Raw genomic sequence first — 23,426 nt, 5'->3', positions numbered from 1 at the left:
CATGATTATTGGAGGTTAAGATGAAAAAACTCCCCTTGGTATTTTCTGGTTGTTTGCTAGGTTTGGCAGGAGCTGGAAATCTTATGTTAGATACGTTACCGATTCTGTCCCATCTGCTTAGTCTGACAGGTTTGATTTTGTGGATTTACTTTCTGATTTTGCATTTGTTTAGTTGGAAGGAAACCAAGCAAGAGTTGACTAAGCCTCCTCTTTTGTCAGGAATGGGGACCTTTCCCATGGCTGGGATGATTTTATCGACTTATGTCTTTCGCATTTTCCCTCATTTGCCAATAGTAGCGCAAGGACTCTGGTGGTTTTCTTTTCTCTTGGATTGGGCCTTGATTGTTATTTTTACAATTAAATTTGCCTATCCATGTAAGAGAGTAAACTCTACTCCCAGCTGGACGGTGCTTTATGTGGGGATAGCAGTGGCAGCCTTGACCTATCCTCTGGTAGGCATCATCGAGATTGCCTATGCGACCTTGAGTTTTGGTTTTCTCTTGACCTTCTATCTCTATCCCCTTATTTATAGCGATTTAAAGAAACATCCACTCCCGCTAGCCTTGCTTGCGCAAGAAGGAATCTACTGTGCTCCTTTCTCTCTACTCTTGGCTTCCCTTGTTCGAGTTGGAGGAGAGAGCTTACCAAATTGGGTCTTAATCGTCATGATTTTGGCTTCTCAATCCTTCTTTTTCTTTGTTTTAACTCGCCTGCCCAATATTTTAAAACAAGGCTTTCAACCATCCTTCTCAGCCCTTCCCTTCCCAACCATTAGCACAGCTATCGCGCTCAAGATGTCTCAGGGAATTTTGAAACTTCCATTTCTGGATTATCTGGTAGTGGCTGAAACCGTTATTTGTCTAACTATTTTATTCTTTGTATTAGGCGCTTATCTGATTTGGTTACGAAAAAAGGTCTAGCTAGAAATAGCTAAACCTTATTTTTATGGTTTGATGACTTCAGCTCCACCCATGTATGGACGAAGTGCTTCTGGAATGGTCACAGAACCATCTGCATTTTGGTAGTTTTCAAGAATAGCAGCCACTGTACGTCCAACTGCAAGTCCAGAACCGTTCAAGGTGTGAAGCAATTTAACCTTGCCATCTGCTTCATCACGGTAACGGATTTGGGCACGACGGGCTTGGAAATCTTCTGTATTTGAACAGCTTGATATTTCACGGTAGGTATTTTGAGCTGGAATCCAAACTTCCAAGTCGTAAGTCTTGGCAGCTGAGAAGCCCATATCTCCTGTAGAGAGAGCAACGACACGGTATGGAAGGTTAAGTTTTTGAAGAATGTTTTCAGCGTTGGCTGTCATTTTTTCCAATTCTTCGTAAGATTCTTCTGGTTTGGCAAATTTAACCATTTCAACCTTGTGGAATTGGTGCAAACGAATCAAGCCACGAGTATCGCGACCAGCAGAACCCGCTTCAGAACGGAATGATGGACTCATAGCAGTGAAGTAGATTGGCAGGTCTTTACCGTCAAGGATTTCATCACGGTAGTAGTTTGTTAGAGGAACTTCAGCTGTAGGAATAAGGACGTAATTGCTGTCGCTGAGTTCAAAAGTATCTTCCTTGAATTTTGGATATTGACCAGTCCCAAACATAGAATCATGGTTAACCATGTAAGGCGTGATGACTTCTGTATAGCCTTCTTTTCCATGTTCATCCAACATAAAGTTATAGATAGCACGCTCCAAACGAGCACCGAGACCTTTATAGAAGAGGAAACGAGCGCCTGTTACCTTACCACCGCGTTCCCAGTCGAGGATACCAAGGTCTTCACCAAGATCCCAGTGAGCTTTTGGCTCGAAATCGAACTCGCGTGGAGTGCCCCAACGACGAACTTCCACATTGTCGTCTTCGTCAGCCCCAACAGGAACGCTGTCAGCTGGTATATTTGGAAGAGTAGTGGTAAATTCTGTCAATTTAGCATCGATTTCTGCCAATTCAGCATCCAAGGCTTTTACTTCAGCAGATAGGGTTTGCATAGCAGCAATCTTGTCGTCTGCATTTTCTTTGTTGCGTTTGGCTTGGGCAATCTCAGCAGAAACTGTGTTGCGTTCTGCTTTGAGAGTTTCAACCTTGACCAAAATATCACGACGTTTAGCATCGATTTCTTTCATTTCATTCAAGACAGCAGCATCTACACCACGTGTAGCTAATTTTTCTGCGACAGCATCAAAGTCTGTACGAATACGTTTGATATCTAACATAAGAACTCCTTTATGAAAAAAGCACACCTGACAAAGCGTTGGAGTGGCAGGGCCACGGTTCCATCCAACTTCACAGGTGTGCACTTGATTGTTTATGTAATTGTTATTAACGGTAGAATTTCACCTATCCCTCCTATCTGCTCGCAGCACCCGCAGACTTTCTGAAAGAAGAAGATAACCTACTTATCCGTTGCTATGATTATACTAAAGTTTCTACTTTTTTGCAAATAGATTTTTAAATTTTTGATCAATTGTCTGAATCTGTAACTTCTCAAAGTAACTTCCACTTGCCTGACCAAAGTGGAAATTAGTCTAAAACGGATTTTTATGGTGGAATTAAGTGTGAGACGTTTGAGTTAGAAACGAGGTCTACTATGACAAAACATAAACACCTTACCCTTTCAGACCGTAATGATATCCAATTAGGTTTAGAGCGCAGTGAAACCTTCAAAGCTATTGGACAATCCATTCTAAAAGACCCGACTACTGTTTCTAAAGAAGTCAAACGAAACAGACAAGTCCGAGAGTCTACATGCCATAACCTTCCTTGCCCTCTACTCGACAAAGCTCCCTTTGTCTGTAACGGCTGCCCTAAAAGAAGACAGAATTGTGGCTATAAGAAGATCTTCTACCTCGCTAAGCAAGCTCAAAAACAATACGAACAAACTCTTGGCGAAGCTCGTGAAGGAACTCCCCTCAATTCCAAGACCTTCTGGGACATGGACAAAGTCATTTCTGATGGGGTTAAAAAAGGACAACACATCTATCATATTCTCAAAACTCATAACCTTGATGTCAGCTCCTCAACTGTCTATCGACACATCCGAAAAGGGTACCTATCTATCGCTCCGATTGATCTTGCCAGAGCCGTTAAATTCAAAGAAAGACGAAAAAGTAAGCTACCTTCCATCCCTAAAGAAGCTAAAAAAGGCCGTTCCTATGAGGATTTCCAAAACTATTTAGCACTGAATCAACTAGACTCTTGGCTGGAAATGGACACAGTTATGGGGAGAATGGGAGGTAAAGTCCTACTCACCTTCAATCTATCTTTCTGTAACTTTATCTTCGCTAGACTTCTGGATAATAAAACTGCCCTTGAGGTTACCAAACATCTCTATGACATCAAGAACACTCTTCACCAAGCGGACAAAGATTTCTTCCAACTCTTCCCTGTCATTCTTACCGATAATGGTGGAGAGTTTGCCAGGGTTGATGACATCGAAATGGATGTGCGAGGAGAGAGTAAACTCTTCTTTTGTGACCCTAATCGCTCTGACCAGAAAGGGAGAATTGAGAAAAATCACACGCTGATTCGCGACATTCTACCTAAAGGAACTTCTTTTGACAATTTAACTCAAGAGGACATCAATCTCGTCTGCTCTCATGTCAACAGCGTCAAACGTGCTGCTTTGAATGGAAAGTCAGCTTATGAACTCTTTGCCTTTACTTATGGAGAAGAAATTCCTAAGCTTCTCGGTATTTCTAAAATACCTGCAGAAGACGTCTGTCAGTCTTCTAAATTACTCCAACATAAGTTCTAAAAACTAACCTAAAACCCTATTCAAACGTCTCACACTAACTTCCACCATAGCGGAACTTAATCTGAAACGCTTTCAGATAAGAGGATTTTGTGCGCTCTTTTTTTCGATTCATTTTGGCTACAAAAGCAATAAAATCAAGCATTAGTAAAACCAGTGGAACTTACCCTGACATGGATTTCCACTGGTTTTTACAATTTTTATCAGATTAACTTCCACTTCTACTAGCAGTAGAACTTAGTTTGGGAATTTACCAATTGTCTGAATCAGGGTAGGAAGTTTGACGACCTTGTCATTGCCTAGTTTTTCGCGTGCAATTTTGAGAATGGCACCTGAGTCTTTTGATGCAAAGAGGAATTTTCCTCTGTCTGTAAAGACTTCGAAGTGGCGACTGATTTTTCGTCCAGTGACATTGGCTCCAATCTGATTGATATGCCCCCAAGGAATCTGGATAAATTGTTCGACATTGACGTCTGGGTAAAATTCTAAGGCCTGATCTCCGACAAGGAATTTCCCAACTTTTCCAGCGATAGAGAGGTAGGAAGTGCCTGTCGTGCTGAGAAGCACTGTTTTATTAAGTGATTGGGCCATGATTAGTCTTCCTTACTTTCTCCGAAAAAGGCATTGTAGAGGGCTTTGATTGCTGCTTTCTCTTGGTCTTTATTGACAACAAACATGATAGAAACTTCACTAGAACCTTGAGACATCATCTGGATATTGATCTTATTTTCAGATAGAGCGCGTGTCGCAGTAGCAGTGACACCAATATGACTCTTCATTTTTTCTCCAACAATCATAATGATAGAAAGGTCGTGTTCGATTTCTGCATGGTCTACTTCAGCCTTTTGAACCAACTGACGCAGGATTTCTTCTTCCTTGATAGGAGTTAGTTCTCGAGAACGGAGGATAATCGAAAGATCGTCGATACCTGTTGGCATATGTTCCCAACCGATGTTAAGATCTTCAAGGATTTGCAGAACCTTGCGTCCAAATCCCACCTCACGGTTCATGAGGTATTTAGACATGTTGATGCTGACAAAGCCTGAGTCACCAGCAATTCCCACAACTGGAAATTCATCATTACTATGTTTTAGAACGATACGAGTACCTGGGTGGTCAGGGTTGTTGGTATTCTTGATAACCAGAGGGATTTTTCCACGGTAGGCAGGAAGAAGGGCTTCGTCATGAAGGACTGAGAAGCCTGCATAGGCCAATTCACGCATTTCACGGTAGGTCAACTCAGGGATCGAGTGTGGTTGGTGGATAATACCAGGGTGGGCTGCAAAGATACCATCAACGTCCGTAAAGTTTTCATAGAGGTCAGCTTTGACACCAGCAGCAATGATAGAACCTGTAATGTCTGATCCTCCACGTGAGAAGGTACAGATTTGATTTTCCTTGGTAACTCCAAAGAAACCAGGAATGACAAGGACTTCATTTGCATTTGTCAATTCTTCAATCTTGTCATAACTTGATGGAATGATGCGAGCGTGACCAGGTTCACTTGTGACCACAATACCAGCTTCTCTAGGGTGCACATAGCGTGCATCGATCCCGTTTTGATTAAAGTAGGCAGCAATCAATTTAGCATTGTTATTTTCACCAGCTGCTAGGAAAGTATCGTAGAGAAATTTATTTTCATCAATAGGAAGAGTGGCTAAGGCACGAATGCTTTTAGAGATTTTTTCTAAAACAGCAGGTTTTAGTCCTAGTTCACTAACCATAGCAGCATAGCGGTCGATAATCCAGTTTTGACTCTTACTAATATCGTTACCAGCAACATAGTCGCGGTAGTATTTAATTAAGGCATCCGTAACCTTAGTATCTTCAGCATTGCGTTTTCCTGGTGCAGAAACAACTACAAAACGACGCTCTGGATCGCTTTTAACGATGTTTAAAACTTTTTCTAATTGACCAGCAGAGGCAAGAGAGCTACCTCCAAATTTAACAACTTTCATAAGAACTCCTAAAGTAAGTATTTTATACGATTATAGCAGAAAGAAAGCCTTTTTTCAATGAAGAAAATAAGCTATTTTACAGGGAAAGATAAGGAATCTAAAATCGGCTGAGACACTTATTACATTCTTATTCTTGCTTTTTAAGAGTGAAAAAGATATACTTTGCTAATAAAATGATTTAACTTGCTTATAAAAATAAAAAGGAGCCCAGATGGAACATATTATTTATCAGCTTGAAGAGGATTTGGCAATTATTACTTTAAACCGTCCTGATGTCGCTAATGGTTTTCATATTCCTATGTGTGAGGAAATTTTAGAAGCCTTGATTCTGGCGGAAGAGGATTCAGCTGTGCATTTTGTCTTAATCAACGCGAATGGCAAAGTCTTCTCTGTTGGGGGAGATTTGGTAGAGATGAAGCGGGCAGTGGATGAGGATGATATTCCATCATTGACAAAAATCGCAGAGTTGGTCAATGCTATTTCTTATAAAATCAAGCAAATTGCAAAGCCTGTTTTAATGGAAGTTGACGGTGCTGTTGCAGGTGCCGCAGCGAATATGGCTGTTGCGGCAGATTTCTGTCTGGCGACGGATAAGGCTAAGTTTATCCAAGCCTTTGTTGGCGTTGGCTTGGCTCCAGATGCAGGGGGAGTTCATCTCTTGAGTCGCAGTATCGGTGTGACGCGTGCAACTCAATTAGCCATGACAGGTGAGGCTTTGACCGCAGAAAAAGCCCTAGAATGGGGATTGGTTTACCGCGTTTCTGAAGCTGATAAACTTGAAAAGACGAGAGAACAGCTTCTTAAAAAATTAAGACGTGGTTCAAGTAATTCCTATGCTGCCATTAAGAAGTTGGTTTGGGAGAGCCAATTTAAAGACTGGCAGGATTACGCTACTTTAGAACTGAACCTACAGGAATCCTTAGCTCAAACAGAGGATTTCAAAGAAGGAGTGCGAGCTCATTCGGAGAGAAGAAGACCTAAATTTACAGGAAAATAAAAAAATACTTGCATCATTCTTTGAACTTTGATATAATTCTCTTGTCAAATGTTTTGATTGTAAAAGTTTTTTTGAGAAGGAGGGATATGAAAAATGGACTACCAACGAATTAATGAATATTTAACATCTATATTTAACAATGTCCTTGTCATTGAGGAAGTGAGCTTGAGAGGTAGTCGTTTCAAGGATATCTCCATCAAAGAAATGCATACGATTGATGTGATTGGGAAATTCCCAGACGTGACACCAAGTCAAGTGTCAAAAGAGTTGATGGTGACTCTTGGGACAGTTACGACTAGTTTGAATAATCTCGAACGCAAGGGTTACATTGAACGCATTCGCTCAGAGCAGGATCGTCGTGTGGTGCATCTACATTTGACAAAGAAGGGTCGCTTGGTTCATAGGCTGCATAAACGCTTCCACAAGGCCATGGTTGAAAAAATCATTGATGGTATGAGTAAGGAAGAAATTGATGTTATGAGCAAAGGTTTGACCAATCTTTATCAATTTTTGGAGGATTTGAAATAATGGCTTTTGCAAAAATAAGCCAGGTTGCTCATTATGTGCCAGAGCAAGTGGTTACAAATCACGACTTGGCTCAGATTATGGATACCAATGATGAGTGGATTTCAAGTCGGACGGGAATACGACAAAGGCATATTTCAAGAACAGAATCTACCAGTGATTTGGCTACAGAGGTTGCTAAGAAACTGATGACAAAAGCAGGAATCACAGGGGAGGAGTTGGATTTTATCATCCTAGCTACCATTACTCCAGATTCGATGATGCCCTCTACAGCTGCTCGTGTTCAAGCTAATATTGGTGCAAAAAAAGCTTTTGCTTTTGACCTAACAGCTGCTTGCAGTGGATTTGTATTTGCTCTTTCAACTGCTGAAAAGTTTATCGCTTCTGGTCGCTTTCAAAAAGGCTTGGTGATTGGTAGTGAAACCCTCTCTAAAGCAGTCGATTGGTCGGACCGATCAACAGCTGTTTTGTTTGGAGATGGTGCTGGTGGCGTCTTGTTAGAAGCTAGCGATAAGCAACATTTCCTAGCGGAGAGTCTCAATAGTGATGGAAGTCGCAGCGAGTGTCTGACCTATGGACACTCAGGCTTACATTCTCCATTTTCAGATCAAGAAAGTGTAGATTCATTTTTGAAGATGGATGGACGCGCAGTCTTTGATTTTGCTATTCGGGATGTAGCCAAGTCTATCAAGCAGACTATTGATGAATCTCCTGTAGAGGCGACAGACTTGGATTATCTGCTACTGCATCAGGCTAATATCCGTATTTTGGATAAGATGGCTAGAAAAATTGGTGTTGACCGAGACAAACTTCCAGCTAATATGATGGAATATGGCAATACCAGTGCAGCCAGTATCCCGATTTTACTTTCAGAGTGTGTAGAACAAGGCCTCATCCCTTTAGATGGTAGCCAGACTGTTCTGCTATCAGGCTTCGGTGGAGGCTTGACCTGGGGCACGCTCATTCTTACAATTTAGGTAATCATGTGGTGAACACATTGTTATAAAAAACTATTTATTTTAAAGGAGTCCTATCATGGCAGTATTTGAAAAAGTACAAGAAATTATCGTTGAAGAACTTGGAAAAGACGCATCAGAAGTAACACTTGAATCAACTTTTGATGATTTGGACGCAGATTCATTGGACTTGTTCCAAGTAATCTCAGAAATCGAAGATGCTTTTGATATCCAAATCGAAGCAGAAGATGACTTGAAAACAGTTGGTGACTTGGTTGCCTACGTTGAAGAGCAAACAAAATAAGCAGAATATAAATAGAAGGAGTAGGGAAACCCGCTCCCTCTTGTTTAGGCAATAGTTTGATTTTCAAATTATGACAGTATCGAACTATTACGTAAGCAAGAAACGATGGAGGCACTATGAAAACGCGTATTACAGAATTATTGAATATTGATTATCCTATTTTTCAAGGAGGGATGGCCTGGGTTGCTGATGGTGATTTGGCAGGGGCTGTTTCTAAAGCTGGGGGACTAGGCATTATCGGTGGGGGAAATGCCCCTAAAGAAGTTGTCAAGGCAAATATTGACAAGATCAAATCGTTAACGGATAAACCCTTTGGTGTCAACATCATGCTCTTGTCTCCCTTTGTGGAAGATATTGTAGACCTTGTTATCGAGGAAGGTGTTAAGGTAGTGACAACAGGCGCAGGAAATCCTGGTAAATACATGGAACGTTTCCATGAAGCCGGGATCACAGTCATTCCTGTTGTACCAAGTGTTGCCCTAGCTAAGCGAATGGAAAAAATCGGTGCGGACGCTGTTATTGCAGAAGGAATGGAAGCTGGGGGGCATATCGGTAAATTAACAACCATGACCTTGGTGCGTCAAGTGGCGGCAGCTGTATCTATTCCTGTTATTGCGGCAGGAGGGATTGCGGATGGTGAAGGTGCTGCGGCTGGCTTTATGCTAGGTGCAGAGGCTGTTCAGGTTGGAACTCGTTTTGTCGTTGCCAAAGAGTCTAATGCACATCCAAATTACAAGGCCAAGATTTTAAAAGCTAGAGATATTGATACTACGATTTCAGCTCAACACTTTGGCCATGCTGTTCGTGCTATTAAAAATCAATTGACTCGTGATTTTGAAAAAGCTGAGAAAGATGCCTTTAAACAGGAAAATCCTGATTTAGAAATCTTTGAACAAATGGGAGCAGGTGCCCTAGCCAAAGCAGTTGTTCACGGTGATGTGGATGGCGGATCTGTTATGGCAGGTCAGATTGCAGGGCTTGTTTCTAAAGAAGAAACCGTTGAAGAAATCCTAAAAGATTTGTATTACGGAGCAGCTAAGAAAATTCAAGAAGAAGCCTCTCGTTGGGCAGGAGTTGTAAGAAATGACTAAAACGGCCTTTTTATTTGCTGGTCAAGGTGCCCAGTATCTAGGTATGGGACGGGATCTCTATGATCACTACCCGATTGTCAAAGAAACGATTGATCAAGCGAGTCAGGTACTCGGTTATGATTTGCGTCATCTCATTGATACGGAAGAAGAAAAACTCAATCAGACCCGCTATACGCAACCAGCTATTTTAGCAACTTCAGTTGCTATCTACCGTTTATTGCAAGAAAAGGGCTATCAGCCAGATATGATTGCTGGTTTGTCTCTTGGAGAATACTCTGCCTTGGTAGCTAGTGGCGCTTTGGATTTTGAAGATGCGGTGGCTTTGGTCGCTAAGCGTGGAGCCTATATGGAAGAAGCGGCTCCTGCTGGCTCTGGCAAGATGGTGGCTGTTCTCAATACACCAGTAGAGGTCATTGAAGAAGCCTGTCAAAAAGCTTCTGAACTTGGAGTGGTTACCCCAGCAAACTATAATACACCTGCACAAATCGTGATTGGTGGAGAAGTGGTTGCAGTTGATCGAGCTGTTGAACTCTTGCAAGAAGCAGGTGCCAAACGCTTGATTCCTCTCAAGGTGTCAGGTCCCTTTCATACCGCTCTCCTTGAGTCTGCTAGTCAGAAACTAGCTGAAACTCTAGCTCAGGTAAGTTTTTCAGATTTTACTTGTCCCCTAGTCGGCAATACAGAAGCTGCTGTCATGAAAAAAGAAGACATCGCTCGACTCTTGACGCGTCAGGTCAAGGAGCCAGTTCGTTTCTATGAAAGTATTGCGGTTATGCAAGAAGCAGGCGTAACCAACTTTATCGAGATTGGACCGGGGAAAGTCTTGTCAGGCTTTGTCAAAAAAATTGATAAGACAGCTAAACTAGCCAATGTTGAAGATCAGGCGAGTTTGGAAGCCTTGCTAGAAAACGAGTAATCCCTTCTCCCATAAATACAAGAGGAAACAGGAGAAAAGAATGCAACTAAAAAACAAAAATATCTTTATTACAGGTTCGAGTCGTGGTATTGGTCTTGCCATTGCCCACAAGTTTGCACAAGCAGGAGCCAACATTGCCTTAAACAGCCGTGGGGCAATTTCAGAGGACTTGCTAGCCGAGTTTGCAGACTATGGTGTCAAGGTAGTTCCCATTTCAGGAGATGTATCCGATTTTGCAGACGCTAAACGTATGGTTGATCAAGCTATTGCAGAGCTGGGTTCAGTAGACGTTTTGGTCAACAATGCAGGGATTACCCAAGATACCCTGATGCTCAAGATGACAGAAGCAGATTTTGAAAAAGTTCTCAAGGTTAATCTGACTGGTGCCTTTAACATGACACAATCAGTCTTGAAACCGATGATGAAAGCCAGAGAAGGTGCTATCATTAATATGTCTAGTGTTGTTGGTTTGATGGGAAATATCGGTCAAGCTAACTATGCAGCTTCTAAGGCTGGTTTGATTGGTTTTACCAAGTCTGTGGCTCGTGAAGTGGCCAATCGCAATATCAGGGTTAATGCTATTGCACCAGGAATGATTGAGTCTGATATGACAGCTGTCCTATCGGACAAGGTAAAAGATGCCATGCTGGCGCAAATTCCTATGAAAGAATTTGGTCAGGCAGAGCAGGTTGCAGATTTGACAGTATTTTTAGCAGGCCAAGATTATCTAACTGGTCAAGTGGTTGCCATTGATGGCGGCCTCAGTATGTAGCAGAAGCTAGAGGTAAAAAAGATGAAACTAAATCGCGTAGTAGTAACAGGTTATGGAGTAACATCTCCAATCGGAAATACACCAGAAGAATTTTGGAATAGTTTGACAAGTGGAAAAATCGGAATTGGTCCAATTACAAAATTTGATCATAGTAACTTTGATGTGCATAATGCGGCAGAAATCCAAGATTTTCCTTTTGATAAATACTTTGTTAAGAAAGATACCAATCGTTTCGATAACTACTCTTTGTATGCCTTGTATGCGGCTCAAGAAGCTGTCAATCATGCAGGTCTTGATGTGGAGGCCCTTGATAAAGATCGTTTTGGTGTTATCGTGGCCTCTGGTATTGGTGGAATCAAAGAAATCGAAGATCAAGTGCTTCGCCTAAATGACAAAGGACCAAAACGTGTGAAACCATTGACCCTTCCAAAAGCCTTGCCAAATATGGCTTCAGGAAATGTTGCTATGCGTTTTGGAGCAAACGGTGTTTGTAAATCCATCAATACTGCCTGCGCTTCATCAAATGACGCGATTGGGGATGCCTTCCGCTCAATTAAGTTTGGTTTCCAAGATGTTATGTTGGTAGGTGGTTCAGAAGCTTCTATTACCCCTTTTGCTATTGCTGGTTTCCAAGCCCTGACAGCTCTCTCTACTACAGAGGATCCAACTCGTGCTTCTATTCCATTTGATAAGGACCGTAACGGTTTTGTTATGGGTGAAGGTTCAGGGATGTTGGTTCTTGAAAGTCTGGAACACGCTGAAAAACGTGGGGCAACTATCCTTGCTGAAGTGGTTGGTTATGGAAATACCTGTGATGCCTACCACATGACTTCACCACATCCAGAAGGTCAAGGAGCTATCAAGGCCATCAAACTAGCCTTGGAAGAAGCTGAGATTTCTCCAGAGCAAGTAGCCTATGTCAATGCTCACGGAACATCAACTCCTGCTAATGAAAAAGGAGAAAGTGGTGCGATCGTAGCTGTTCTTGGTAAGGAAGTGCCTGTATCATCAACCAAGTCTTTCACAGGACATTTGCTAGGTGCTGCAGGTGCGGTAGAAGCTATCGTCACAATTGAAGCTATGCGTCATAACTTTGTACCAATGACAGCTGGCACAAGCGAAGTATCAGACTATATCGAAGCCAATGTCGTTTATGGACAAGGCTTGGAGCAAGAAATTCCATACGCTATTTCAAATACCTTTGGTTTTGGTGGCCACAATGCAGTTCTTGCTTTCAAACGTTGGGAGAATAAATAAGTATGAATTTAAACGATATTAAAGACTTGATGGCCCAATTTGACCAGTCAAGTTTGAGAGAATTTTCTTATAAAAATGGGACGGATGAGTTGCAGTTCAGCAAGAATGAAGCTAGACTTGTGCCTGAAGTTACAGCTCAAGTCGCTCCAGCACCCGTTCAAGCAACACCGAGTCCAGTAGCTCCTACATCTGCTCCAGCAGAAACTGTAGTGGAAGAAACTTCAGCGCCAGCTGAAGCAAGTGTGGCTGCTGAGGGAGATATTGTAGAGAGCCCACTTGTTGGGGTGGCTTACTTGGCTGCTGGCCCAGATAAACCTGCCTTCGTTACAGTTGGTGATAGTGTCAAAAAAGGTCAAACACTAGTGATTATCGAAGCCATGAAAGTCATGAATGAAATCCCAGCTCCTAAGGATGGTGTGGTAACGGAAATTCTTGTTTCTAACGAAGAAATGGTTGAGTTTGGTAAAGGATTGGTACGCATCAAATGATCGATATTCAAGGAATCAAAGAAGCCCTTCCCCACCGTTATCCTATGCTCCTAGTGGACCGTGTGTTGGAAGTGAGCGAGGATACTATTGTTGCTATCAAAAATGTGACCATCAACGAGCCTTTCTTTAACGGTCACTTTCCTCAATATCCAGTTATGCCAGGTGTTCTGATCATGGAAGCCTTGGCGCAAACAGCTGGTGTGTTGGAGTTGTCAAAACCTGAAAATAAAGGAAAACTGGTCTTTTACGCTGGTATGGATAAGGTCAAATTCAAGAAGCAAGTTGTACCAGGCGACCAATTGGTTATGACAGCGACTTTTGTAAAACGTCGTGGCACCATAGCCGTGGTTGAAGCAAAGGCTGAAGTGGATGGCAAGCTTGCAGCTAGTGGTACTCTTACCTTTGCAATTGGGAACTAAGGAGGTTCTCCATGTTTCGAAAAATTTTAATTGCCAATCGTGGTGAAATTGCGGTTCGTATCATCCGTGCGGCGCGTGAATTGGGGATTGCGACGGTAGCGGTTTATTCAACTGCTGATAAGGAAGCCCTTCATACGCTTTTGGCAGATGAAGCAGTTTGTATCGGTCCTGGCAAGGCAACAGAGTCTTATCTCAATATTAACGCGGTTCTATCAGCCGCAGTCTTGACTGAAGCAGAAGCCATTCACCCAGGTTTTGGATTTCTCAGTGAAAATTCCAAATTTGCAACTATGTGTGAAGAGGTGGGAATCAAGTTTATCGGCCCATCTGGTCATGTTATGGATATGATGGGGGATAAGATCAATGCGCGCGCTCAGATGATTAAAGCAGGCGTGCCTGTCATACCAGGTTCAGATGGAGAAGTGCATAACTCTGAGGAAGCTTTGACTGTTGCTGAAAAAATTGGCTATCCTGTTATGCTTAAGGCTTCAGCAGGTGGAGGTGGTAAAGGGATTCGTAAGGTTGAAAAACCAGAAGACCTTGTTTCAGCCTTTGAAACTGCTTCTAGCGAAGCCAAGGCCAACTATGGCAATGGTGCCATGTACATTGAACGGGTTATCTATCCAGCTCGCCACATCGAGGTTCAAATCCTAGGAGATGAACACGGAAATGTGATTCACTTGGGTGAACGAGATTGTTCTCTTCAACGAAATAATCAAAAGGTTTTGGAAGAAAGTCCTTCAATTGCAATCGGAAAAACGCTGCGTCATGAAATCGGTGCTGCGGCTGTTCGAGCGGCAGAGTCTGTTGGTTATGAAAATGCAGGGACCATTGAGTTTCTTCTTGATGAAGCCAGTGGAAAATTCTATTTCATGGAAATGAATACTCGTGTTCAGGTAGAGCATCCAGTAACAGAGTTTGTTTCAGGTGTGGATATCGTTAAGGAACAGATTCGCATTGCGGCAGGTCAGCCTTTGTCTGTTAAGCAAGAAGATATTGTCCTACGCGGTCATGCCATCGAGTGTCGTATCAATGCAGAAAACCCAGCCTTCAACTTTGCTCCAAGTCCAGGTAAGATCACCAATCTCTATCTTCCAAGTGGTGGAGTTGGCTTGCGCGTGGATTCAGCAGTTTATCCAGGTTATACCATTCCACCTTATTATGATAGTATGATTGCCAAAATCATCGTTCACGGTGAAAATCGTTTTGATGCCTTGATGAAAATGCAACGTGCCCTATATGAATTAGAGATTGAAGGGGTGCAGACCAATGCAGATTTCCAGCTTGACCTCATTTCAGATCGCAATGTCATTGCTGGAGATTACGATACTTCCTTCTTGATGGAAACCTTCTTACCCAAATATCAAGAAAAAGAATAAAATGACTTCAAGAGTTTAAACCGAAAAGGGGAATCAATGGCTCTATTTAGTAAAAAAGATAAGTATATTCGAATCAATCCCAATCGTTCGGTTAGGGAAAAACCTCAAGCCAAGCCAGAGGTTCCAGATGAATTATTTTCCCAGTGTCCGGGCTGTAAGCATACCATCTATCAGAAGGATCTGGGAAGTGAGCGTATCTGTCCACATTGTAGCTACACCTTTCGTATTTCTGCCCAAGAACGCTTGGCCTTGACGATTGATATGGGAACCTTCAAAGAATTGTTTACAGGGATTGAAAGCAAGGATCCCTTGCATTTCCCTGGTTACCAAAAGAAACTGGCATCTATGCGTGAAAAAACAGGGCTGGATGAAGCTGTTGTGACAGGAACTGCTCTTATAAAAGGTCAGACTGTGGCTCTTGGGATTATGGATTCTAACTTTATCATGGCTTCTATGGGTACAGTTGTAGGGGAAAAAATCACTCGTTTGTTTGAGTATGCGACTGTTGAAAAATTGCCAGTTGTTCTCTTCACAGCCTCTGGTGGCGCCCGTATGCAGGAAGGAATCATGAGTCTCATGCAGATGGCCAAGATTTCTGCAGCAGTTAAACGTCATTCAAATGCAGGCCTCTTTTACCTGACCATTTTGACAGATCCAACGACAGGTGGTGTAACGGCTTCTTTCGCTATGGAAGGGGATATCATTTTGGCTGAACCCCAGAGTTTGGTTGGTTTTGCTGGGCGTCGTGTCATTGAAAATACGGTTCGTGAAAGCTTGCCTGAGGATTTCCAAAAGGCAGAATTCCTATTGGAACATGGCTTTGTGGATACGATTGTCAAAAGAAGAGATTTACCAGACACCATTGCTAGCCTAGTCAGATTGCACGGAGGGAGTCCTAGATGAATATTGCAAAAATAGTCAGAGAAGCGCGTGAGCAGAGTCGCTTGACAACCTTGGACTTTGCGACAGGCATTTTTGATGAATTTATCCAATTACATGGTGACCGTTCTTTTCGCGATGATGGTGCAGTTGTTGGTGGTATTGGCTGGCTTGGTGACCAAGCTGTAACAGTGGTTGGTATCCAAAAAGGCAAGAGTTTGCAAGACAACCTCAAACGGAATTTTGGACAACCGCATCCAGAAGGCTACCGCAAGGCTCTACGGTTGATGAAACAGGCTGAAAAATTTGGCCGTCCAGTTGTGACCTTTATCAATACAGCAGGTGCCTATCCTGGTGTGGGAGCGGAAGAACGTGGTCAAGGGGAAGCCATCGCTCGCAATCTCATGGAAATGAGTGACCTGAAAGTTCCGATTATCGCCATCATTATCGGTGAAGGTGGTTCAGGTGGAGCTCTGGCTCTGGCCGTGGCGGACCGTGTCTGGATGCTGGAAAATTCTATCTATGCTATTCTCAGCCCAGAAGGCTTTGCTTCCATTCTATGGAAGGACGGCAGTCGTGCCATGGAAGCGGCAGAACTGATGAAAATCACTTCACACGAACTGTTAGAAATGGACGTAGTAGACAAGGTGATTTCTGAAGCAGGACTTTCTAGCAAAGAATTGATTAAGAATGTTAAAAAAGAACTCCAAACTGAGCTAGCTCTACTTTCACAAAAATCGTTAGAAGAGTTGTTGGAAGAACGCTATCAACGATTTAGAAAATACTAATACAAAAACTAGAACTGGCAGTCAGTTCTAGTTTTTATGTGCTTCTTATACTCAATGAAAATCAAAGAACAAACTAGGAAACTAGCCGCAGGCTGCTCAAAACACTGTTTTGAGGTTGCAGATAGAACTGACGAAGTCAGTAACATCTATACGACAAGCCGACGCTGACGCGGTTTGAAGAGATTTTTGAAGAGTATTACTCTGTATAAAGGACGAAGAAAAAAGGTGCTTGGAAGACCAAACACCTTTTCGATTATTCATTTTCTTCAGTTACAAATTGACTAAGCAGTCCATTGATAAAGCGGGCTGATTTTTGATCTGAAAAATTTTTGGCGAGTTCAATGGCTTCATTGACTGCTACTAGCTGAGGTGTATCAAATGATGTGATTTCAAAGATACCCAAGCGTAGTAAATTTTTTTCGACCAAGGTCAAGCGTTCAACTGTCCAGCCTGATTTGAGGTGCTGGTTGATTTGTTTATCCAACTCTTCTTTTTGAGCTTGGATACCAGAAACCAAGTTTAGAAGAAAGGCTGGGATTTGCACATCTTCATCTTCACGGTCATGTGTGTAGGCAAAGCGACAAGCAGTTTCCATATCTGTTCCGAATTCAAGGCTCATAAGAGCTTGAAAAGCGCATTTACGAAGTTCACGTCTGGATTCTAATAATGGACTAGTCATTGAGGAAGTCCTCGTCAAACAGATCTTTCAACTCAGGTTTTGGTGTTTTGTCTGGAACGATTCCCGCAACGTGAATATTGACAACAGCAAGTTCCACATCAGCCATATTACGAACAGCGTCCTTAACAGCTTTTTGGATAGCCATAGCAACTTTAGGTACTTTCACACCGTACTCAAGGTAGAGATAGATGTCAGCAGTTAGTTCTTCGTTGCTTTCTTTTAAGTAGACGCCACGACCAAGAGAGAGTTTTGATAGGGTGTCAGATACGGATTTATTTGAAAATGAGTGGACACCATCAACTTTAGCAGTTGCGATAGCAATGATTTTTTCAAGTACACGTGGAGCGATAACGATTTCGCCAAATTGTTCTTCAATTCCCATAGAATGACCTCTTTCTAGAGATTAGGCACGAGAAACGTAAGTTCCTTCTGCAGTGTTGATGATCAATTTTTGTCCAGCTTCGATGAAGTCAGGAACGTTGACAACAAGTCCAGTTTCCATAGTTGCTGGTTTACCAGAACCTGTAACAGTAGCACCTTTGATAGATGGTTGTGTTTCAGCAACTGTCAATTCAACAGTAGTTGGTACAGTTACACCGATCACTTCAGTTCCGTAGAATTGGATTTTTACATCAGAGTTTTCAAGGATGTAAAGCAATTCATTTTCAACGTTTACGACTGGGATTTCGTATTGGTCGTAAGTTTCAGTGTTCATGAAGTAGGCAGTTTCATCCATTTTGTACAAGTATTGAGCTGGAACAGTCTCGATAATAGCTTGTTCGAATTTTTCTTCTGGACGGTAGCTTGTGTCAAATGTAGAACCAGTACGGACATCACGCAATTTCATACGCATGATCGTGTTCCCTTTACCTGGTTTGTGGTGGCTAGCTTCTAAAACGCGGATCAATTTTCCGTCTGCAGTTTCAAATGTCATACCAGCTTTCAATTTGCTTGCTTCAATCATGTTTTTACCTCTTTAATAAATATTATTACTCTTCATTTTACCATAAAATCTTCTGGAAATAAAGCCAAAATAGTTATTGGGAGATGGTAGGGGAGAAAAAAACCAACCTCAGGGCTGGTTTCTTTTACATATTAATCTTCTTTCAACTTCGCTAATTCTTGAGCAAGGAGTTTAAGGGCGACTTGTGGGTTGGCTTGGCCTTTGGTTGCTTTCATAAGGAATCCTGTGAAGGCCTTGTCTGCGTTGCGTTTGCCTGACTTGAAGTCGGCAACCGCGGCTTCGTTATCCGCAAAGACTTGGTGGATGATTGGAATCAAGATTTCTGGATCTGAGATTTGAACCATACCTGCTTTTTCCACGTATTCACGCGCTCCACCACCGTTTTTAGCCAGGTGGACAAAGACTTTCTTGGCAATCTTAGAAGAAATAGTACCGTCTTCGATGATGGCAATCATTTCAACCAAGTTTTCTGGTGTCAATTCGATTTGTTCCAGCGTCTTGCCTTCGGCATTCAAGAACTGAGCAACTTCTCCTTGGAGCCAGTTAGAGACTTGTTTGGCATCACCACCTAGGGCAACAGCTTTTTCAAAGAAGTCAGAAGTGACTTTATTTGCAGTCAACTGGCTAGCATCGTAGTCTGACAAGCCAAGGTCAGATACGTAGCGCGCACGGCGTTCTTTTGGAAATTCTGGTAACTCTGTACGCATTTCCTCAATCCACTCGTCTGAAATTTCAAAGAGAGGTAGGTCTGGTTCTGGGAAGTAGCGGTAGTCTGCAGCCCCTTCCTTGACACGCATGAGGATGGTTGCTTTGTTAGCTTCATCGTAACGGCGTGTTTCTTGGCGAATTTGACCACCTGAGCGAAGAATTTCAGCCTGGCGTTGAACTTCGTATTCAAGACCTTTACGAACGTTTGAGAAGGAGTTGAGGTTTTTCAACTCTGTCTTGGTACCGAATTTCTCTTGACCATAAGGGCGAAGAGAGATATTGGCATCCACACGCATCGAACCTTCTTCCATCTTAACATCAGAAATACCAGCGTACTGGATAACTTCCTTGAGGGCTGTTAGATAAGCATAGGCTTCTTCAGGAGAACGCATGTCAGCTTCAGATACAATCTCAATCAATGGCACCCCTTGGCGGTTGAGGTCAACGTAAGAGTAGCCGTCTGTACCGTGGGTGTTTTTACCAGCGTCTTCTTCTAGGTGGGCACGTTCGATACCGATTTTCTTAGTCGTACCGTCTTCTAGCTTGACTTCAATCCAGCCGTTATAACCGATTGGCTCATCAAACTGAGAAATTTGGTAGGCTTTAGGATTATCAGGGTAGAAGTAGTTCTTGCGGTCAAAGTGCATCTTTTTATGGATGTCCATGTTGAGGGCAAGAGCAGCCTTGATACCGGCATCGACAACACCTTTATTGAGAACTGGCAGAACTCCTGGGAAAGACCAGTCAATCACATTTGTATTGGCATTTTGGTCATTTCCAAAGTGGGCAGAAGTGGGTGAGAAGATTTTTGAATTGGTGTTGAGCTCTACGTGGACTTCAAGTCCAATGACTGTTTCAAAGTTCATTAGTTATCACCTCCAAAAATCACGGGTTGTTGTTTGTGGTAGTCTGTTGTCGCCTCAAAAGCAGCAGCAGCTTGGTAAATAGTTTCCTCAGAATACTTAGGACCAATCAATTGCAGACCGACAGGTAGACCTTGAGAGAATCCAGCAGGAATCGAAATCCCTGGAAGTCCTGCCAAGTTGACTGGGATGGTCAAGAGGTCAGCCAAGTACATGGCAACTGGGTCGTGGTTGAGTGAATCCAAGTCATAGGCAACACTTGGAGCAGTTGGACCCAAAATCAAGTCGTAATCCGCGAAGACTTTTTCGAAATCTTGAATGATGAGGGTACGGACCTGTCCAGCCTTCTTATAGTAGGCATCGTAGTAACCTGATGAAAGGCTGAAAGTACCTAGCATGATACGGCGTTTCACTTCTTCACCGAAACCTTGGCTACGGCTGTTTACATAGATTTCATCAAGATTAGTCGCATCTTCTGCGCGGTAGCCGTAACGGATACCATCAAAACGTTGCAAGTTTGATGAAGCTTCTGATGAAGCGATGATGTAGTATACGGCAACTCCGTATTTAGAGTGAGGAAGGCTGACTTCTTCGACGATAGCACCCAATTTTTCAAAGTGTTTGGCTGCATTCAGAATGGTTTCCTTAACCTCTGGGTCAATCCCTTCGCCTAGATATTCCTTAGGTAAAGCAATTTTCATGCCCTTGATGTCTTGACCGATTTTTGAAGTAAAGTCGGCGATTCGGACAGGAGCAGAAGTAGAGTCTTTAGCGTCTTCGCTGGCAATAGCGTTGAGCAAGAGGGCATTTTCCTTAACAGTTGGTGCGAAAGGTCCGATTTGGTCTAATGAGCTACCAAAGGCAATGAGACCGAAACGTGAAACTGTTCCGTAGGTTGGTTTGAGACCAACGATTCCGTTGAAGGCAGCAGGTTGGCGGATAGAACCACCAGTATCAGAACCTAGTGACAAGCGGACTTGTCCTGAGGCTACGGCTGAAGCAGAACCACTTGATGAACCACCAGGAACCTTGGTCTGGTCCCAAGCATTTTTAGTGGCACCATAGTGAGAAGTTTCGCCTGAACCACCCATGGCAAATTCGTCCATGTTGGTTTTCCCAACAACAATCATGCCTTTAGCTTTTGCATTGGCAACGGCTGTTGCGTCAAAGATTGGCTCATAGTTGTAGAGCATTTTTGAGGCTGCAGTTGTGAGAATACCGTCTGTAGAGATGTTATCCTTAACAGCCAATGGAATCCCTGAGAGGACATTATCAGCATCAATTCCAGCTTCATCAATAGCCTTAGCTTGCGCAAGGGCTTGCTCCTCAGCGATGGTGACAAAAGCGTTGATAGCTGTCTCTCGAGACTTGATATCTTCAAGCGTTGCTTGGGTTAATTCTGTTGCAGAAATTTCCTTAGAGACAAGGAGATTGTGCAAGTCTTCAATGGTTTTATTGTTGAAAGTCATTAGGCATCTCCTCCATCGTCTAGGATAGCTGGTACCTTGATATAGTAGTTGTCTTTTTCAGGTACGTTTTTAAACAAGCGATCGCGGTCTGTTCCTTCTTCGGCCACATCAGGGCGGAGTACAGTCTTGCGGTTAGCCATGGTTGTAGTAGGTGCAACACCAGTTGTGTCAACTTCGGCCAGTAACTCAACCATGTCAACAATTTTAGACAAGGTAGTCGCAAAGGCAGCAGTTTCTTCTTCGGAGAATCTTAATTTTGAAAGATTGGCAACGTGTGTTACCTCTTCTTGCGTAATTTTCATCTTGCATCCTTTCGTGAAATGATGATTTTTAGTCTGTTCTATTTTACCATATTTTCCTATAAATAAGGGAGGGGGAAGTGAAAAGAAATAGAAATTGAAAAAAATGCTAAAATCCGATATAATGGAGTGTTGAAAGGAATGGTAAAATCCAATGTAAAAATCATTCTTAGCTATCGAAACAAGAAAAATAGAGAATCAAAGAAAGAGAAATTATGAATATTCAAGAAGAAATTAAGAAACGTCGTACCTTTGCCATCATCTCCCACCCAGACGCAGGGAAAACAACCATCACTGAGCAGTTGCTTTACTTTGGGGGTGAGATTCGTGAAGCTGGTACCGTAAAAGGAAAGAAAACAGGGACTTTTGCCAAGTCTGACTGGATGGATATCGAGAAACAACGTGGGATTTCGGTTACTTCATCTGTGATGCAATTTGACTACGATGGCAAGCGTGTGAATATCCTCGACACGCCAGGGCATGAGGACTTTTCAGAAGATACTTATCGTACCTTGATGGCGGTGGATGCTGCGGTCATGGTCGTGGACTCTGCCAAGGGTATCGAGGCCCAAACTAAGAAGTTGTTTGAGGTTGTCAAACACCGTGGTATTCCAGTCTTTACCTTTATGAACAAGCTAGACCGTGACGGTCGTGAGCCACTAGACCTCTTGCAAGAGTTGGAAGAAGTCTTGGGCATTGCTAGCTACCCTATGAATTGGCCGATCGGGATGGGGAAAGCTTTTGAAGGCTTGTATGACCTCTATAACCAACGCTTGGAGCTCTATAAAGGGGATGAACGTTTTGCTAGTCTTGAAGATGGGGACAAGCTTTTTGGTAGCAATCCTTTCTACGAGCAAGTCAAGGATGATATTGAGCTTTTAAATGAAGCTGGAAATGAGTTTTCAGAGGAAGCTATCCTTGCTGGAGAATTGACACCTGTCTTCTTCGGTTCAGCTTTGACAAACTTTGGTGTTCAGACCTTCCTTGAGACTTTCCTTAAGTTTGCTCCAGAACCACATGGACACAAGAAAACAGACGGTGAAGTTGTGGATCCGTACGACAAGGATTTCTCAGGATTTGTCTTTAAAATCCAAGCCAACATGGACCCTCGTCACCGTGACCGTATTGCCTTTGTCCGTATCGTATCAGGTGAATTTGAGCGTGGCATGAGTGTCAACCTGCCTCGTACTGGTAAGGGGGCTAAACTTTCGAATGTCACTCAGTTCATGGCTGAAAGTCGTGAGAATGTAACCAACGCTGTAGCAGGTGATATTATCGGTGTTTACGATACAGGTACTTATCAAGTTGGAGATACCTTGACAGTTGGCAAAAACAAATTTGAATTTGAACCCCTACCAACCTTTACACCTGAAATTTTCATGAAAGTATCTGCTAAGAATGTCATGAAGCAAAAATCTTTCCACAAGGGAATCGAGCAATTGGTGCAAGAAGGTGCCATTCAGCTTTATAAGAATTACCAAACAGGTGAGTATATGCTGGGAGCTGTTGGTCAGCTCCAGTTTGAAGTCTTTAAACACCGCATGGAAGGCGAGTACAATGCAGAAGTTGTCATGAGCCCAATGGGTAAAAAGACCGTTCGTTGGATCAAGCCTGAGGACTTGGATGAACGCATGTCGTCAAGCCGAAATATCTTGGCCAAAGACCGTTTCGACCAACCAGTCTTTCTCTTTGAAAATGACTTTGCCCTCCGTTGGTTTGCAGACAAGTATCCAGATGTAGAGTTGGAAGAGAAAATGTGACTCAGTACCAACAATTGGAACTAAAGTTCCAAATTGTTGGACGCTAGTCGCTATTTGGCGAACTAGCTAACTGCCTCACTAACTGAGTTTTACAAATGGAATCGATTTGTAAAACTCAGTGTCGTAGTGTAAAAGATAGCCTTACCAAAACGCTTTGCCGTCATAATGGGAAGGAAGCTGCCTAGCTAATTGCCTTACT

Annotated in this window: 25 protein-coding genes; 16 read left to right on the top strand and 9 right to left on the bottom strand. The window is 42.8% G+C overall.

Features of this window, described 5'->3' with window-relative positions; all coding sequences use genetic code 11:
• The first annotated feature begins 20 nt into the window (after positions 1 to 20).
• Positions 21 to 920 carry a TDT family transporter gene (locus tag AC6I9F_RS08270; RefSeq protein ID WP_498021621.1) on the top strand — a complete coding sequence of 300 codons (900 nt, stop codon included), beginning with the start codon at positions 21 to 23 and terminating at the stop codon, positions 918 to 920.
• A 23-nt stretch (positions 921 to 943) separates the two neighbouring features.
• Here the strand turns inward: AC6I9F_RS08270 and serS are convergent, their stop codons facing one another.
• The gene (gene serS / locus AC6I9F_RS08265; RefSeq protein WP_033686469.1) at positions 944 to 2,218 is read right to left on the bottom strand and encodes a serine--tRNA ligase; all 1,275 of its coding nucleotides are present in this window, start codon (positions 2,216 to 2,218) and stop codon (positions 944 to 946) included.
• A 374-nt stretch (positions 2,219 to 2,592) separates the two neighbouring features.
• Between serS and AC6I9F_RS08260 the strand changes: the two genes are divergently transcribed.
• Entirely contained in the window at positions 2,593 to 3,759 is a 1,167-nt protein-coding gene (locus AC6I9F_RS08260; protein WP_000160552.1) for an IS30 family transposase, read from the top strand.
• A 234-nt stretch (positions 3,760 to 3,993) separates the two neighbouring features.
• Here AC6I9F_RS08260 and AC6I9F_RS08255 read toward each other — a convergent pair whose 3' ends face one another.
• Entirely contained in the window at positions 3,994 to 4,347 is a 354-nt protein-coding gene (locus AC6I9F_RS08255) for a DUF956 family protein (RefSeq protein WP_498021619.1), read from the bottom strand.
• Between the two features lie 2 nt (positions 4,348 to 4,349).
• On the bottom strand, positions 4,350 to 5,714 hold the full coding sequence (locus AC6I9F_RS08250) for an aspartate kinase (RefSeq protein WP_498021617.1): 1,365 nt from the start codon (positions 5,712 to 5,714) through the stop codon (positions 4,350 to 4,352).
• Between the two features lie 211 nt (positions 5,715 to 5,925).
• On the opposite strand from AC6I9F_RS08250, the gene AC6I9F_RS08245 reads away from it, so the two are divergent.
• From AC6I9F_RS08245 to AC6I9F_RS08185, 13 genes are all read left to right on the top strand, one after another.
• Positions 5,926 to 6,711 carry an enoyl-CoA hydratase gene (locus AC6I9F_RS08245; RefSeq protein ID WP_498021615.1) on the top strand — a complete coding sequence of 262 codons (786 nt, stop codon included), beginning with the start codon at positions 5,926 to 5,928 and terminating at the stop codon, positions 6,709 to 6,711.
• A gap of 93 nt (positions 6,712 to 6,804) precedes the next feature.
• Positions 6,805 to 7,239: a fatty acid biosynthesis transcriptional regulator FabT gene (gene fabT, locus AC6I9F_RS08240; protein ID WP_000386353.1), complete on the top strand. Its 435-nt coding sequence runs from the start codon at positions 6,805 to 6,807 to the stop codon at positions 7,237 to 7,239.
• Positions 7,239 to 8,213, top strand: a complete 975-nt coding sequence (locus AC6I9F_RS08235) for a beta-ketoacyl-ACP synthase III (RefSeq protein ID WP_498021613.1) — start codon at positions 7,239 to 7,241, stop codon at positions 8,211 to 8,213. The genes fabT and AC6I9F_RS08235 overlap by 1 nt, the downstream gene beginning before the upstream one ends.
• 58 nt (positions 8,214 to 8,271) lie before the next feature.
• Positions 8,272 to 8,496 carry an acyl carrier protein gene (locus AC6I9F_RS08230; protein WP_000257838.1) on the top strand — a complete coding sequence of 75 codons (225 nt, stop codon included), beginning with the start codon at positions 8,272 to 8,274 and terminating at the stop codon, positions 8,494 to 8,496.
• Between the two features lie 116 nt (positions 8,497 to 8,612).
• On the top strand, positions 8,613 to 9,587 hold the full coding sequence (fabK, locus tag AC6I9F_RS08225) for an enoyl-[acyl-carrier-protein] reductase FabK (protein ID WP_000857440.1): 975 nt from the start codon (positions 8,613 to 8,615) through the stop codon (positions 9,585 to 9,587).
• A complete protein-coding gene (gene fabD / locus AC6I9F_RS08220) occupies positions 9,580 to 10,503 on the top strand; it encodes an ACP S-malonyltransferase (protein ID WP_498021610.1) in 924 nt (307 codons plus the stop codon). Before fabK ends, fabD begins: the two co-directional genes overlap by 8 nt.
• Before the next feature lie 40 nt (positions 10,504 to 10,543).
• Positions 10,544 to 11,275: a 3-oxoacyl-[acyl-carrier-protein] reductase gene (gene fabG, locus AC6I9F_RS08215; protein ID WP_498021608.1), complete on the top strand. Its 732-nt coding sequence runs from the start codon at positions 10,544 to 10,546 to the stop codon at positions 11,273 to 11,275.
• A 21-nt stretch (positions 11,276 to 11,296) separates the two neighbouring features.
• Positions 11,297 to 12,532 carry a beta-ketoacyl-ACP synthase II gene (gene fabF, locus AC6I9F_RS08210; RefSeq protein ID WP_498021606.1) on the top strand — a complete coding sequence of 412 codons (1,236 nt, stop codon included), beginning with the start codon at positions 11,297 to 11,299 and terminating at the stop codon, positions 12,530 to 12,532.
• Positions 12,533 to 12,534: 2 nt separating this feature from the next.
• On the top strand, positions 12,535 to 13,020 hold the full coding sequence (gene accB, locus AC6I9F_RS08205; protein WP_498021604.1) for an acetyl-CoA carboxylase biotin carboxyl carrier protein: 486 nt from the start codon (positions 12,535 to 12,537) through the stop codon (positions 13,018 to 13,020).
• Positions 13,017 to 13,439 carry a 3-hydroxyacyl-ACP dehydratase FabZ gene (fabZ, locus tag AC6I9F_RS08200; protein WP_000565515.1) on the top strand — a complete coding sequence of 141 codons (423 nt, stop codon included), beginning with the start codon at positions 13,017 to 13,019 and terminating at the stop codon, positions 13,437 to 13,439. The genes accB and fabZ overlap by 4 nt, the downstream gene beginning before the upstream one ends.
• Positions 13,440 to 13,450: 11 nt before the next feature.
• Positions 13,451 to 14,818 (top strand): acetyl-CoA carboxylase biotin carboxylase subunit, encoded by a 1,368-nt coding sequence (locus AC6I9F_RS08195; RefSeq protein ID WP_218774119.1) that lies wholly within the window; start codon positions 13,451 to 13,453, stop codon positions 14,816 to 14,818.
• 36 nt (positions 14,819 to 14,854) lie between these two features.
• Positions 14,855 to 15,721 (top strand): acetyl-CoA carboxylase, carboxyltransferase subunit beta, encoded by an 867-nt coding sequence (gene accD / locus AC6I9F_RS08190; protein WP_498021602.1) that lies wholly within the window; start codon positions 14,855 to 14,857, stop codon positions 15,719 to 15,721.
• Positions 15,718 to 16,485 carry an acetyl-CoA carboxylase carboxyl transferase subunit alpha gene (locus tag AC6I9F_RS08185; RefSeq protein ID WP_498021600.1) on the top strand — a complete coding sequence of 256 codons (768 nt, stop codon included), beginning with the start codon at positions 15,718 to 15,720 and terminating at the stop codon, positions 16,483 to 16,485. Before accD ends, AC6I9F_RS08185 begins: the two co-directional genes overlap by 4 nt.
• 253 nt (positions 16,486 to 16,738) lie before the next feature.
• Here the strand turns inward: AC6I9F_RS08185 and nusB are convergent, their stop codons facing one another.
• The 6 genes from nusB to gatC form a co-directional block, all read right to left on the bottom strand.
• Complete coding sequence (nusB, locus tag AC6I9F_RS08180) at positions 16,739 to 17,164, bottom strand: transcription antitermination factor NusB (protein ID WP_449161060.1); 426 nt, start codon at positions 17,162 to 17,164, stop codon at positions 16,739 to 16,741.
• Positions 17,157 to 17,546, bottom strand: coding sequence for an Asp23/Gls24 family envelope stress response protein (locus AC6I9F_RS08175; protein WP_498021598.1), 390 nt, complete (start codon positions 17,544 to 17,546; stop codon positions 17,157 to 17,159). The genes nusB and AC6I9F_RS08175 overlap by 8 nt, the downstream gene beginning before the upstream one ends.
• A gap of 21 nt (positions 17,547 to 17,567) precedes the next feature.
• Positions 17,568 to 18,128 (bottom strand): elongation factor P, encoded by a 561-nt coding sequence (efp, locus tag AC6I9F_RS08170; protein WP_000568643.1) that lies wholly within the window; start codon positions 18,126 to 18,128, stop codon positions 17,568 to 17,570.
• A gap of 131 nt (positions 18,129 to 18,259) precedes the next feature.
• A complete protein-coding gene (gene gatB / locus AC6I9F_RS08165) occupies positions 18,260 to 19,702 on the bottom strand; it encodes an Asp-tRNA(Asn)/Glu-tRNA(Gln) amidotransferase subunit GatB (RefSeq protein ID WP_498021596.1) in 1,443 nt (480 codons plus the stop codon).
• Positions 19,702 to 21,168 carry an Asp-tRNA(Asn)/Glu-tRNA(Gln) amidotransferase subunit GatA gene (gene gatA / locus AC6I9F_RS08160; RefSeq protein WP_173217929.1) on the bottom strand — a complete coding sequence of 489 codons (1,467 nt, stop codon included), beginning with the start codon at positions 21,166 to 21,168 and terminating at the stop codon, positions 19,702 to 19,704. Before gatA ends, gatB begins: the two co-directional genes overlap by 1 nt.
• Positions 21,168 to 21,470, bottom strand: coding sequence for an Asp-tRNA(Asn)/Glu-tRNA(Gln) amidotransferase subunit GatC (gatC, locus tag AC6I9F_RS08155; protein WP_173233489.1), 303 nt, complete (start codon positions 21,468 to 21,470; stop codon positions 21,168 to 21,170). The genes gatA and gatC overlap by 1 nt, the downstream gene beginning before the upstream one ends.
• 212 nt (positions 21,471 to 21,682) lie before the next feature.
• On the opposite strand from gatC, the gene AC6I9F_RS08150 reads away from it, so the two are divergent.
• The gene (locus tag AC6I9F_RS08150) at positions 21,683 to 23,227 is read left to right on the top strand and encodes a peptide chain release factor 3 (RefSeq protein WP_173218060.1); all 1,545 of its coding nucleotides are present in this window, start codon (positions 21,683 to 21,685) and stop codon (positions 23,225 to 23,227) included.
• Positions 23,228 to 23,426: the final 199 nt, after the last annotated feature.

The sequence above is a fragment of the Streptococcus nakanonensis genome, from assembly GCF_059738785.1.
Note: the sequence above shows the minus strand (reverse complement) of the source record. Positions and strands in the feature narration are given on the sequence as shown.